The sequence below is a fragment of the Streptomyces sp. NPDC087300 genome, from assembly GCF_044744425.1.
Taxonomy (GTDB): Bacteria; Actinomycetota; Actinomycetes; order Streptomycetales; family Streptomycetaceae; genus Streptomyces.
Map to the genome: position 1 here is coordinate 875,401 of NZ_JBIUYI010000005.1, position 12,979 is coordinate 888,379.

11 protein-coding genes and 1 pseudogene are annotated in these 12,979 nt (G+C 71.1%); 7 read left to right on the forward strand and 5 right to left on the reverse strand.

Annotated elements, in window-relative coordinates:
* Positions 1-19: 19 nt before the first annotated feature.
* From ACIO9J_RS24250 to ACIO9J_RS24265, 4 genes are all read left to right on the forward strand, one after another.
* Complete coding sequence (locus tag ACIO9J_RS24250; RefSeq protein ID WP_402003167.1) at positions 20-682, forward strand: response regulator transcription factor; 663 nt, start codon at positions 20-22, stop codon at positions 680-682.
* Positions 679-1,971 carry an ATP-binding protein gene (locus ACIO9J_RS24255; protein ID WP_402003170.1) on the forward strand — a complete coding sequence of 431 codons (1,293 nt, stop codon included), beginning with the start codon at positions 679-681 and terminating at the stop codon, positions 1,969-1,971. The genes ACIO9J_RS24250 and ACIO9J_RS24255 overlap by 4 nt, the downstream gene beginning before the upstream one ends.
* A 248-nt stretch (positions 1,972-2,219) precedes the next feature.
* Positions 2,220-2,798 carry a transglycosylase SLT domain-containing protein gene (locus ACIO9J_RS24260; RefSeq protein WP_402003627.1) on the forward strand — a complete coding sequence of 193 codons (579 nt, stop codon included), beginning with the start codon at positions 2,220-2,222 and terminating at the stop codon, positions 2,796-2,798.
* A gap of 47 nt (positions 2,799-2,845) precedes the next feature.
* Complete coding sequence (locus ACIO9J_RS24265; protein ID WP_402003173.1) at positions 2,846-3,922, forward strand: LCP family protein; 1,077 nt, start codon at positions 2,846-2,848, stop codon at positions 3,920-3,922.
* Positions 3,923-3,940: 18 nt separating this feature from the next.
* Here the strand turns inward: ACIO9J_RS24265 and ACIO9J_RS24270 are convergent.
* A pseudogene (locus ACIO9J_RS24270) lies at positions 3,941-4,766 on the reverse strand (erythromycin esterase family protein).
* 169 nt (positions 4,767-4,935) lie between these two features.
* On the opposite strand from ACIO9J_RS24270, the gene ACIO9J_RS24275 reads away from it, so the two are divergent.
* Positions 4,936-5,322: a hypothetical protein gene (locus ACIO9J_RS24275; RefSeq protein ID WP_402003176.1), complete on the forward strand. Its 387-nt coding sequence runs from the start codon at positions 4,936-4,938 to the stop codon at positions 5,320-5,322.
* A 17-nt stretch (positions 5,323-5,339) separates the two neighbouring features.
* On the opposite strand, the gene ACIO9J_RS24280 is transcribed toward ACIO9J_RS24275, so the two are convergent.
* The 3 genes from ACIO9J_RS24280 to ACIO9J_RS24290 all read right to left on the reverse strand — a co-directional run bounded on the left by ACIO9J_RS24280 (position 5,340) and on the right by ACIO9J_RS24290 (position 10,499).
* A complete protein-coding gene (locus tag ACIO9J_RS24280) occupies positions 5,340-8,141 on the reverse strand; it encodes an ABC transporter substrate-binding protein (RefSeq protein WP_402003179.1) in 2,802 nt (933 codons plus the stop codon).
* Positions 8,142-8,256: 115 nt separating this feature from the next.
* Positions 8,257-9,468, reverse strand: coding sequence for an NAD-dependent formate dehydrogenase (locus ACIO9J_RS24285; protein WP_402003181.1), 1,212 nt, complete (start codon positions 9,466-9,468; stop codon positions 8,257-8,259).
* Positions 9,469-9,575: 107 nt separating this feature from the next.
* The gene (locus ACIO9J_RS24290; protein ID WP_402003184.1) at positions 9,576-10,499 is read right to left on the reverse strand and encodes a LysR substrate-binding domain-containing protein; all 924 of its coding nucleotides are present in this window, start codon (positions 10,497-10,499) and stop codon (positions 9,576-9,578) included.
* Between the two features lie 163 nt (positions 10,500-10,662).
* Between ACIO9J_RS24290 and ACIO9J_RS24295 the strand changes: the two genes are divergently transcribed.
* Positions 10,663-11,370 carry a M24 family metallopeptidase gene (locus ACIO9J_RS24295; RefSeq protein WP_402003187.1) on the forward strand — a complete coding sequence of 236 codons (708 nt, stop codon included), beginning with the start codon at positions 10,663-10,665 and terminating at the stop codon, positions 11,368-11,370.
* Between the two features lie 18 nt (positions 11,371-11,388).
* On the opposite strand, the gene ACIO9J_RS24300 is transcribed toward ACIO9J_RS24295, so the two are convergent.
* Entirely contained in the window at positions 11,389-12,225 is an 837-nt protein-coding gene (locus ACIO9J_RS24300) for an alpha/beta hydrolase (protein ID WP_402003190.1), read from the reverse strand.
* A gap of 200 nt (positions 12,226-12,425) precedes the next feature.
* Between ACIO9J_RS24300 and ACIO9J_RS24305 the strand changes: the two genes are divergently transcribed.
* Entirely contained in the window at positions 12,426-12,821 is a 396-nt protein-coding gene (locus tag ACIO9J_RS24305; RefSeq protein ID WP_402003193.1) for a nuclear transport factor 2 family protein, read from the forward strand.
* Positions 12,822-12,979: the final 158 nt, after the last annotated feature.

Consider the following 12,979-nt stretch of genomic DNA (forward strand, 5'->3'; position numbering starts at 1 on the left):
GCGAGGACGGGCGGACGGCGTGCGGGTGCTGGTGGTCGAGGACGAGCAGTTCATGGCGCGCGTCATCGAGATGGGGCTGCGCCGCGAGGCCATGGCCGTGGACGTCGTGCACGACGGCGCGGCCGCCCTGGAGAAGGTGACGGTCTACGACTACGACGCGGTGGTCCTCGACCGCGACCTGCCGGGCGTCCACGGCGACGAGGTCTGCCGCCGCATCGTCGCCCAGGGCCTGGACTGCCGGATCCTCATGCTGACGGCCGCGGGCCGCCTCGGCGACAAGGTGGCGGGCCTCGGCCTCGGCGCCGACGACTATCTGGCCAAGCCCTTCGACTTCCCCGAGCTGGTCGCCCGCCTGCGTGCCCTGTACCGGCGCAGCCCCCAGGCACACGCCCCCGTGCTCACCTTCGCCGACCTCGCCTTCGACACGCACCGGCGCCGGGTGGCGCGCGCGGGCCGGGAGATCCGCCTCACCCCGAAGGAACTGTCGGTCCTGGAGCTCCTGATGCGCGCCGACGGCGGGGTGCTCAGCGCCGAATACCTCCTGGACAAGGCGTGGGACGCGCACACCGACCCGCTGACCAACGCCGTGCGTCTCGTCGTGCACACGCTGCGCAGGAAACTGGGCGAGCCCCGGCTCGTGCACACCGCGATCAGCGCGGGCTACTACCTGGGAACCGAGTGAGGCTGCCCCGGCGCGGCCGGCAGCGCGCCCTCAGCATCCACCTGCGGCTCTTCCTCGGCTTCGGCGGCGCCCTGGTCGTCTGCTCGGCGCTGATGGCCGCCGTGATCTACGTCGGCATCCGCTTCGTCCCCACGTACGACCTGACGACCCCCATCGAGGTGAGCCCCCGGCCGAGCGGCGCGACCGGCGAGCCGCAGTGGATCGAGCCGCACACGGTGGGCCCGAGCGGCACTCCCGAAGCGGCTGACGGCAGCCCCGAGCCCGGCGACGGCACCCCCTCGCCGGGGAACGGCACTCCCTCACCCGGGCACGGCACCCCCGACCCCGGGCAGAAGATCTCCTCGGCCGGCGTGGTCCGTGACAAGGAGGACGTCTGGGCCTCGGTGCTCGCCATCTCCATCGGCGGGCTCCTGGTGGTGACCGCCGTGGGGCTCGCCGCGGGCTGGGTGATCTCGCGCAGGCTCCTCGCGCCCCTGCACACGATCAACCGGGCGGCCGCCCAGGCGGGAGAGGGCGACCTGGCGTACCGCATCAACGCGCAGGGCCCGCGTGACGAGCTCAAGCAGCTCGCGGACACCTTCGACACGACCCTGGAACGCCTCGAGGAGTCCTTCGCCGCGCACCAGCGCTTCGCCGCCAACGCCTCGCACGAGCTGCTCACCCCCCTCGCCACCACCCGCGCCGCGCTCCAGCTCGCGACCGCCGACGACTCGGGGGAGTCGCTCCGTGAGCTCCTGCCGATGCTCACGGAGACGAACGAGCGCAACATCCGGGTCGTGAAGGAACTCCTGGCGCTCGCCGCGGCCGACCAGGTCCCCTGCGACACGGAGCCGGTCGACCTCACGGTTCTCGTGCGCGAGGTCGTCGCGGCGACGGGCACGTCCGCCGAAGGACTCGCCCTCGGCGTCCGCGCCGACCCGTCACCTTGTGAAGTCCGGGGCAGGGCAACGCTGTTGAGGCAGCTGGTGACGAACCTCGTCGAGAACGCCGTCACCCACAACACCGGCGATCCGGACGCCTTCGTCGACGTGACCGTGCGGGGCGACGGGGCGGAGGGCGTCGTCCTTGAGATCAGCAACTCCGGCCCGCCGGTCGCGCCGGACACCACCGACCGCCTCTTCGAACCCTTCTACCGGGCGACGCCCCGGGTGGGCAGCGAACGCGGCCACGGCCTGGGGCTCGCCCTGGTCCGCTCGGTGGCCCGCGCCCACGGCGGCACGGTCGCGGCGACGGCACGGCCCGGCGGGGGGCTCGTGGTGCGGGTGGTGCTGCCGGGGCCGAGGGCCTGAGCCACGAGAGCATCCGTGTCCGCGGATGCCCGCGAAAACCACCATGGCTGTGACCCCACCCATAGGAGCCACGTCACATGCTAAGCGCGATAGTAGTGCCCTCCGAGGCGCCGGCAGAAGGCCCTCAGGCGGTAGCGACGAGGCTGGTGAGGGGCTTCTGCGTACCGGGGTAGTACGTCACACCTTTGCGTCCTGACGCCCCGCGCCGTTATCCCTGGCTGAGGTTCCGGTGAAGCGGGGGATCCGCGATCGCCCCTGGAACCACACGCACGCAAAGCCCCCCACGCGCACTCCGCGCATTGGAGAGTCAACGCAGCATGGTCACCACTCGTACGAAGTCCAGCACCGGCCGCACCGCTCGCATCCGCAAGATCTCCGTGGCGGGCATCGCCACCGCGGGCGCGGCCGCCGCGGCCCTCACGCTGGTCCCCTCGCCCGCGCAGGCCGCCGTGCCGACCGCGGCGAGCGCCTCGGTGTCCCAGGCCGCTGCCGCGGACAAGAGCTACCCGGACAACCTCGACGGCTGGATCCGCGAGTCGCTCGACATCATGAAGTCGAAGGGCATCCCCGGTTCCTACGAGGGCCTGCACCGCAACATCATGCGCGAGTCCTCCGGCAACCCGAACGCGCAGAACGGCTGGGACGTCAACGCCCAGAACGGCACCCCGTCCAAGGGCCTGCTCCAGGTCATCCAGCCGACCTTCGACGCCTACCACGTCGACGGCACCCCGCACGAGCTGACCGACCCGGTCGCCAACATCACCGCGGCCGCCAACTACGCCGCCGATAAGTACGGCTCCATCGACAACGTCGACTCCGCCTACTGATTCACGGGCCGGACGAAGAGACAGCGAACCAGCGAGAGGGGCAGCGCATGTCGGACGAGAGCCGGGTGCACCGGTCCCGGCGCAAGCCGCGGAAGAAGGCCCTTCGGTACGTCGCGTGGGGCGCCCTCGGCGTGGTCCTCGTCGGCGGAGGCGGCCTGGCCTACGCCTGGCAGCACCTCGACGGCAACATCCGAGGCACGGACGTCAACGCCGCCCTCGGTCAGGACCGGCCGAGCGAACAGCGCGACGGGTCCATGAACATCCTCCTGCTCGGGTCGGACTCCCGGGCCGGAACCCACGGTCAGTACGGCCGCGGCATCGACGGTGCCCGCGCCGACACGGCGATGGTCCTGCACGTCGACAAGACCCACAAGAAGGCCTCGGTCGTCAGCATCCCGCGCGACACGATGGTCGAGCGCCCCCGGTGCGCGAAGCCGGACGGCGGCGACGCGGCGGGCGCGCGCCAGGCCATGTTCAACTCGTCGTACCAGGTGGGCGGCCCCGCCTGCACCGTGAAGACGGTCGAGAAGATGTCGGGCGTCCGCATGGACCACTACCTCGAAGTCGACTTCAAGGGGTTCGAGAAGCTCATCGACGAGCTCGGCGGCGTGGACATCACCACCCGCAAGGCCATCGACGACCCCAACAGTGGACTCGACCTGACAGCGGGCAAGCACACGCTGAAGGGCAAGCAGGCGCTGGAACTCGTCCGCACCCGGCACGGCGTCGGCGACGGCAGCGACCTGGGCCGCATCCAGCTCCAGCAGGCGTTCATCAAGGCCCTGATCCACCGGGCCGACACCGTCGACCCGCTCGGCAGCCCCGCCAAGTCGTACGCCCTCGCGGACACCGCCACCAAGAGCATCAGCGCCGACTCCGAGCTGGCCTCCGCGGACAAACTCCTCGGTCTGGCCAAGGAGTTGAAGGGCATCAGCCCGGACCACACTCGCACGGTCACGATGCCGGTCACCTACGACACGCACAACTCGGGACGCGTCCTGCCGCTCGACAAGGCGTCGCACCGCGTCTGGACCGCACTGCGCGAGGACCGTCCCATCCCGAAGTCCGCGACCGAGGCATCGGTCGGCGACGCGACGGACTCCCCGGTGTCGGCGGGGTCCTGACGAACGTCCGCGATCTCGTCAGGACACCTCGCCCGCATCCTCGCCGACGTCTTTGACGAACACGATGCCGTCGGCGCCCGCCAAGTGCGCCGGATCCAGCGGGGAGTAGCCGTAGTACGACGAGACGCGTGCGGCGCGGTCCTCCGGGAGTGCGTACAGGAACCCTTCGACGGTGTTCGGCGGCGGGACGTCCACGCCCTGGTGCCGGAGCGTGCCGAGAGCCATGGCCAGGAACACGTAGCGCTCGCCCAGGTGGGCGGGTAGCGGAGCAGGCCGGATCCGTCATGGCCGCCGGATCGGCCCACCGGTCGTCGTCGCCGAGCAGCCGGTCCAGCGTCTTCGCGGTGCAGGGGAGCAGGCCGGCGTCCACGCGGGGCGCGAGGTAGTCGTGGAGCGCGGTGAGGGACTGCCGGGGGCTCGCGGCACCCGTCATCTCCAGCGGCCCGTCGAACCCGGCGAAGCGGAGCCGCTCGGATCCCGCCCTGCCGTCGTTGTGGGCGCGCATCCAGCGCACCAGTTCGCGATTGCCCGCGGACACGTTGAACCACTCGTGGCTGAAGCCGTGTGCCATGACGTCGTCGAGCGTGCCCGTGCCCGAGGTGACGTACGCGTCCACGAGCAGGCCCCGCAGACAGTCGCTCTCGATCGCGATCGTCAGATAGCCCTCCTGTTCGGCGAGTTGGCGGAACATTTCGTTGCGCAGGCGGAGCAGGTCGGCCTCGCCGTGCGTGGGCTCACCGAGGGCGAGCAGCCGAGGCCGGGCCGGGAGCAGCCGCAGGACGGCGGCGTCGACGGCACGGGCGGTCTCGAAAGCATGGGTGGTGTCTTGCATGTCGGCGGCCATGCCTTCAACAGCGCGTCCGTCAACGGCGTACACCGGGAACACAAAGAGCGAACGAGGCGTGTACGCGGGCGGCCCGACTGAGGAAGATGGATGGTGATGGTGTCGGCGTGCCGTCCCGGTTCCGGTGGCGGTGTGTCGGCACAGGCATGGAGACAGGGGAGAGCACAACATGACAGACGTCTCCGATGCGTCCGTGGACCGGTTGGCCGCACCCACGATCGATGAAGCGGTCGACAGCGCGGTGGTCCTGGACGACGGAATTCCGCAGCTCGTCATCCGTGTTCAGCCGTACGCGGGCATGAGCGGCGGGGACCAGGTGTATCTGCGCTGGGACACCGGGGTCCTGCGGACATCGCGGGTCGAGACGCACGTCGTCGACACCGCCGAGGTGGGGCAGACCACCCTCTTCACCATCCCGCACCCGAGGCCCGGCGCCGCCAGGGTCAGCTACGTCATCAGCCGCGCGACCGGGGAATGGCGGGCCTCGGACCGGCTGGACATCACGGTGCGCGGCCGGGACGGGGCCGGTCCCCGGGAGTTCGGGCAGGGGCCGTGACACGACCCGGCGCACCCTCACTCACGTACGTACGCGTTGATCGGGGAGAGCCCGGTCAAGTCGACCTGGAGCCCGCGCAGCGCCGGTGAGTACAGGTAGCTGCGGTCCGGTACGTACACGGGAACGGCGGCCGCCTGCTCCAGTACCAGGCGGTTGACCTTCGACCACAGCTCGCCGGCCTTCTCGAGGTCCGGAGCGGCGTTCGCGGCGTCGATCGCCTCGTTCACCTTCTTGCTGTTGAGCCGGCTGTAGTTGCTCGACGTCTCGGAGGGCACGCGGCCGTCGAAGTAGTCGGGCAGGTAGTTGGCGGCGGTGGGCAGACCGCCGCCGACGGACATGCGGAACAGGTCGTACTTGCCGGACGACGCGTCGGCCCAGTAGGTCTCGGGCGAGACCGGCTTGACGGTCACCTTGAACCCGGCCTTCTCCAGGCCCACGCGGACGGCCTCCGCGCGATCCGCGTCGACCGGGGTGGACGGATGGGCGAGGGTGAGGCGGTGGCCGAGTTCGCCGGCGTCCCGCAGGTACTGCCGTGCGGTGGCGGGCCTGCCGTTCTCGCCCGCGTGGTAGACGTCCACGGCGCTGGATCCGGGCACCCCCGGCGGCATCAGGTCGGAGGCCCGCTGCCCCAGCCCGCCGCTCGCCTTGAGGACCTGGTCGGAGGGGAGGGCGACGGCGATGGCCTTGCGTACGTCGAGGTCCTTCACCCGGGCCGTGTTGATGATGTACGCCTGCGCGTTCCAGGCGGGGAACGTGACGGACTTCGCGGTGCCCGAGGGGCCGCCCTGGACGCCGACCTGATCGGCGGTCCCGGTGAAGGTCATGAACGCCTGGTCAGCGGCCGCCGAGCCGATCCGTTGCCGCATTTCCTGCGGCTGCACCCCGGTCTCGATCCGGAAACCGTCCGGGTAGGCACCGCGCACCGGGTCGCTGCTCCGCTGCCAGTGCGGATTGCGGGTGAGGGTGACGGTCTTGGTGTCGGAGGGATCGCCGCTGATCTGGTATGGGCCGGTGGACGGCAGCGCGTCGGAAGGGCCGACGCCGCCGCCTGCCCCCTTGGGGACCGGCGCGCCGTAGGGTCCGGCGAGGACGACGTTGAAGTCCCGGCGGGGACCGGCGAGATGGAAGACGATCGTGCGGTCGTCGGGTGTCTCGATCGCGTTCTTCTTCGCGGACCCGGCGTCGGATTCCCCGGGGCCGTACACGAACCTGCGCAGCGTCGGGTCGCCCGCGGCCAGCTCCGGCTTGAGCGTGCGCTCGACGGCGTTGCGGAAGTCCTGGGAGCGCACCGGCGTCCCGTCGTTGTACTTGAGCCCGCTCTTGAGCCGGAACGTCCAGTCCTTGCCGTTCGTCGTCCGCCCGGCATCCTCGGCGAGGTCGCCGACGACCTTCACCTGACGGCCGTTCCCCGCCTTGACCGTGGTGAGCCCGCGGTGCACGAGGCGGGCGAGCTGGTGGTCGGCGCTGCCGGGCCACATCGTGCCGGGGTCGAGCGAGGTGAACGTCTGCGGTTCGAGAACGGTGACCTGGCCGCCCTTGCGGGCGCCCTTGACGGCGGGTGCGGGGCCCCTGGAGTCGGCGGCGCTGCCGACGACGAGGCTCGCCGTCGCGGCCCGGGTCAGCCCGTCGGTCACGACGGCCCCGTTGCCGCCGGAACCACCCTGGCCCTGGGCATCGTCCCGGCCTGCCCCCGAATCGTCGTCGAACGGGTTGCCGACCGTGAGGGCCGTGACCAGGGCACCCGCCGCCACCGCGACGGTCGCACCCGTGGCCCAGAGCTTCGCCCGCGACCTGCCGGGCGGGCCGGCGGGGCTCGCGAACGGGGAGGGGCCGGTGACGACAGGGACGACCGGAGGGGTGGGAGGGGCCGCCGCGGTCGGCGGCGGGGACTGCGGCAGCGGCGGCGCGAGGGAGTAGGAGGTGGGCGCACCAGACGCGGACGCGGGCGGGGCAGGGGCCGGCGCCTCGGCGCCCGGGTTCCGTGTGCTCAGGCCCTCCAGGGCGTCCCCGGCCTGCCGCGCGTCCGGGCGGTCGCCGGGCTGCTTGGCCAGCATCCGGCCGACCAGGTCGTCCCACGTCGGGGCCAGCCCCGGGCGGCGTACCGACGGCGGTTCCGGCGTCTCGTACACATGGCCGTGCATCAGCGCGGCGGCGGAGTCCGCGTCGAACGGCGGTCTGCCGGTGAGGAGTTCATGCACCATGCAGCCCAGCGAGTACACGTCGCCGCGCCCGTCGTCCCCGCCCCGCGTGAAGCGCTCCGGCGCCATGTAGTGCAAGGTGCCCACGGGCGCGTCGGCCGTGCCCGTCAGATATCCGGCCGTGGTGGTGACGTCGAGGAACTTGGCGATGCCGAAGTCGAGGACCTTGACCGTGCCCTCGTCCGTCACCATCACGTTCGCCGGTTTGATGTCCCGGTGGACGATGCCCGCGCGGTGCGCGGTGGCCAGGGCCCGGCAGACCTGCGCGGAGATCGCGGCGACCCGCTCGGGCGCCAGGGGGCCGCTCTCCCGGACCAGTTCCCCGACGGTGCGCCCGGACAACAGGGGCATCACCAGGTACGGGACGCCGTCCGCCGATCCGTGGTCGAAGACGGGCACGATGTACGAGCTGTCGAGCGCGGCGGCGGCCCGCGCCTCGCGCACGAACATGGCGAGGAAGCGTTCCGCCGCCGCGGCGCTCGTACCGCGCGGCGCGCTCAGGACCTTGACGGCGACGCGCCGCTGCAACCGAGAGTCCTCGGCGCGCCACACCTCGCCCATGCCGCCCGCGCCGATGCGCTCCACGAGCGTGTACCGGCCGTCCAGGACGGAACCCTGCATCCCTGCCTCCCCCGTCGACAGGCTTGCCCCGCCTGTCGTTGATCCTCAATCTATCGCCGGGGGAGGGGCGTTGCGGGTGCGGGGCCGAGGTGCGGCGCGTTCGCTCCGGTCGCTGTCAGAGCCGGGCGGTGCCGGGGAGCCCGTCGGGGGCGTCGGCGCGTACCGCGTACGAGCGCGCGCCCGTGCCCGCGAGCCCGCCGCCGTCGACGATCAGGTACTCCTCGCGCACGGGGGTGCCGTCGAGCCAGGATTCCAGGATCTCGCGGGTGCCCGCGGCGTAGCGGGCCTGCGCGGAGAGCGAGGAGCCGGAGATGTGCGGGGTCATGCCGTGGTGCGGCATCCCGCGCCACGGATGGTCGGCGGGCGCGGGCTGCGGGTACCAGACGTCGCCCGCGTAGCCCGCCAACTGGCCGCTCTCCAGGGCGCGTCGGACCGCGTCCTGGTCGACGATCCTGGCTCGGGCGGTGTTGATGAGATACGTGCCGCGCTTCATGGCGGCGAGCAGCTTGTCGTCGAAGAGGTGCTCGGTCTCGGGGTGGAGCGGCGCGTTGATGGTGACGACGTCGCAGTGCGGGACCATGTCGGCCGCCGACTCGTGGAAGACCAGGCCGAGTTCGGACTCGACGTCGGCGGGCAGCCGGTGCCGGTCGGTGTAGTGCAGCGCGACGTCGAACGGAGCGAGGCGGCGCAGCACCGCGAGGCCGATGCGCCCGGCCGCGACCGTGCCGACGTGCATGCCCTCCAGGTCGTAGGAGCGGGAGACGCAGTCGGCGATGTGCCAGCCGCCGTCCAGCACCAACTGGTGCGCGGGCAGATAGTTGCGTACGAGCGAGAGCGTCATCATGACCACGTGCTCGGCCACGCTGATGCTGTTGGAGTACGTCACTTCGGCGACGGTCACACCGTGCGCGATGGCGGCGTCCAGGTCGACGTGGTCGGAGCCGATGCCCGCGGTGACGGCGAGCTTCAAGTTCTTGGCGCCGGCGATGCGTTCGGCGGTGAGGTAGGCGGGCCAGAACGGCTGCGAGACGACGACGTCGGCGTCGGCCAACTCGCGGTCGAAGACCGAGTCGGGACCCTCCTTGTCTGAGGTGACGACCAACGTGTGGCCGCGGCTCTCCAGGAAGGCGCGCAGGCCCAGTTCGCCGGAGACGCTGCCGAGGAGGTGGCCGGGTGTGAAGTCGATGGCGCGGGGTGTGGGAGCCGTCTGGCCGTCGGGGTAGGAGTCGATGCGGGGCAGGCCGTCACGGGCGTAGGCGGTGGGGGACCCGGCGGCCGGATATCCGTCGGTCGGGTCGTCGTACAGGACGCATAGCACCTTGGCCATGATCGCGGCTCCTCAGCGGCGAGGCGGGTGTACGGGACGTGTCCCACGGTCCGCGCAGGGCCCGGCGGTGGTCAAAGTGAACTCTTCTATCTCCTGGGAGCCCTTGGCTATCGGTCCAGGTGGGCTCGGAGCAGCGCGTCGAGGGCGTCGCGCACCCCGGCGTCCCGCGCCACGGCCGACAGGGCCCGCACCATGGCCGGCCGGGGCTCCTGTGCGGGGAAGGCCAAGCCGACGCGGGGGCCTTGGGCGGGGCCGGAGAGACGGATCACGCGCATGCCGGCGGGGGTGGCGAACATGTGCAGCCAGGCGTGCGAGATGACGCTCGACCACCGCCCCGTGACGAGGTGTGCGTACAGCCCTGCGACGGTGTCCGACTCGACCGCGGGATCGGCCTTCGCGCCGTCGGCGGCGAAGTTCTCGTCGAGGATGCGCCGGTTGCGCATGCGCGGCGAAAGGAGGCACAGCGGCAGCGAGGCCGCCTCGGCCCAGCTCACCTCGGCGGCCGCCGCGTGGGCGGAGTCCGCCGGGGTGAGCAGGACGTAGCGCTCCTCGTACAGGGGGAGCCGCCGCATGCCGCGCAGCGCGCTGTCGTCGAGGTAGGTGAGGGCCGCGTCGATCTCGAAGTCGGTCAGGCGGCGGACGATGTCGCGGGAGGAGAGCGAGTGCAGGCTCACCTTGGCGCGCGGGTGGAGATCGCAGAAGGGCGTGGTGAGCAAGGACGCCACGGTCAGGGCGGTGGGGATGGCTCCCAGGCGCAGTGTGCCGGTCAACTCGCCGCGCAGGGAGGACAGTTCCTGTCGCAGCGTGTCTCGTTCGGCGAGGGTGCGATGGGCCCACGCCAGGACGTGTTCGCCTTCGGGCGTCAGGCCCTGGAAGCGGCTGCCGCGCCGGATGACGGGCACGCCGAGTTCGGCCTCCAGTCTGCGGATCCCCGCCGAAAGCGACGGCTGCGACACGAAGCACGCGGCGGCGGCCCTGCCGAAGTGCCGTTCCCGCGCCAGCGCGACCAGGTATTCGAGCTGCCGGAGCACGGATCCCCCCTCCCCAACGCAACTACGGCCTATAAGAGCGGTTTATCCGCGCTGAAGTGACGGCCGACGATCCATTAGAGTCGCATGTGCGGCGCCTGTGGTCACCTCGTCGGAACGGTGCGGGTGTGCGGGGGTCGCCCTACGGTGAAGAGGGGGAGCAGGCGTGGCAGTTGAGGTTTCCGCCGAGGCGGAGGAGCAGCGGGTCGCCGGACTGGTGGCGGCGCAGGAGAAGGCCGTCGCGCTGTTCGCGGAGGTCGAGGCGCGCGGCCTGATCGTGCCGGGCGTGGGGGAGCGCGAGGCGAGCGACCGCATCCGGGACCTGGCGAACGACATGTTCGGCACGACCAAGCACTGGCACAAGCGGATCATCCGCTCAGGACCCAACACCCTGGCCCCGTACCGGGAGAACCCGCCGGACCGGGTCATCGAGGAGGACGACGTCGCCTTCGCCGACTTCGGCCCGATCTTCGAGGAGTACGAGGCGGACTTCGGCCGCACCTACGTCTTCGGGGACGACCCGGACAAGCGCCGCCTCCTGGACGACCTGCCGCGGATCTTCGACGCCGGGCGCGCGGCGTTCGCGGCCGATCCCGCCATCACGGGACGCCGGTTGTACGCGGAGGTGGAGCGGCTCGCCGCGGAGGCGGGCTGGGAGATCGGCATCTGGCACGCCGGACACCTCGTCGGCGAGTTCCCGCACGAGACCAACGACGGCGCGAAGGCCGAGTCCTACATCACGCCCGAGAACGCGGGCCAGTTGCGCCGCACCACCCCTTCGGGCCGGGTCTGCCACTGGATCCTGGAGCTGCACTTCGTGGACAGGAAGCGCGGATTCGGCGGTTTCTACGAGCAGTTGCTCGACCTCGCCTGATCAGCGAGGGACCGCACGTCAGCTCTTGCCGAGTTCCCCCGGGGTCGGCGCGAGTGCCCAGTCGAGGGCGAAGTCGGCGACGCCCTCCCAGCCTGCTTCACCGCACGTGTAGTGACTGCGGCCTTCGAACAGCCTGAAGGCCGTGATCGCCTCGGAGTGCTTGGCGTTCTTCTTGTAGTTCTCGCGCTGCACGGCGGGAGGCAGGATGTGGTCGTTGCCACCGGCGATGAACAGCAGGGGAGCACGGTCGTCGTTGGCGAAGTTGTACGTCGTCACGGCGTTCGGCGTGAAGTTGGCGAATCCGCCCTGGAACAGCATGCGGCCCGACACCGGGATCGTATAGCGGTCGAAGACCACCTTCGATTCCTCGACGCTCAAGTTGTTCGTGAACGCGTAGTGGAATTCCTTCTCCGTGATCGGCACGGCCCGGTCCCGGTTGGCCGGGTTCTTCAGCACGGGGAGCGTCGCCTTGATCTCGGTGAGGGGGAGCGCCTTCACGCCCTTCACACCGGCACCGTCGATGGACACGCCCGCCGTGCCGAAACCGGCGTCGAGCAGCAGCTGAACGAAGGCTCCACCGAACGAGTGCCCGATGATCACCGGCTTCGAGTCGAGTGCGCCGACGACCTCGGAGAGGTGGTCGAAGATCTCGCGCACGCCCAGCTTCACCAGCGGGGAGGAATCGGCGCGGATCGCCTCGACCCCGGCCTCACCGGGCTCGATGCCCGGATATCCGGGGGTGACGACGCGCAGACCGCGCTGCTCGTAGTGGGTGACCCAGTGCTCCCAGGACAGCGGCGTCATCCAGAGGCCGTGAATGAGTACGACCGTGTCCGCGGCTGTTTCTCGATCCATCGCTCTCACCCGAATTCTCTCGTGGACTCGTGGAGGAGCGCGCGACGGGCAGGTGCGCAGCAGGCGCGGCCGCTCGACCGACTCGTCGGCCCTCTGTCGACGAGAGGAATGGTATGCGGACGACGGGCGATGCGTAGGTCTGTCGTACGGGCCATATCCGGGCGCCGGAAGCCTCGGGCGGGCGTGGTAGTAGTAGAGGAATGGAGAGCGATGAGGCACGGGCCGCGATCGACATGTTCCTGTCCGCGTTCAACGCCCCGGACGACGTCAGCGTTGTCGACCGGCTCTCCCGCGCGCTGAGCCCCGAGATCATCTTCTGGGGGCCGTGGGGCCGGTCCGACGGTGTGGAGGCGGTGGGCGCCTTCGTGCTCGACCTGCGCCGGCACTCCGCCGGAGAAGGCACGATGGAGCGCTGCTCGGGCGTCGACGTGCCGGGGGAGTGGGCGCGCTACCAGTGGCGCTACGCGGCGGCCGACGGCAGGTCTGCCCTCACCGGCACCGACGTGGTGCAGATCCAGCAGGGACGCATCGCGCAGATGATCGTCTTCGCCGGCGATCTGCCGACGCTGCCGACCGACTTGTCTCGCTCGGTCTAGCCGGCCGGGTCGTCACGTTCGCTCTGGACGGCCCTCATCGGTGGCCGGTTCTCAACTTGCCGTGTGCCAGCGGCCGTTGCGGCCATGCTCCTCGATGCCCCGTCCCGTCCTTGCAGGACGCTTGACGTTCCGCTCGTACCCGCGTGCCAGCCGGACAC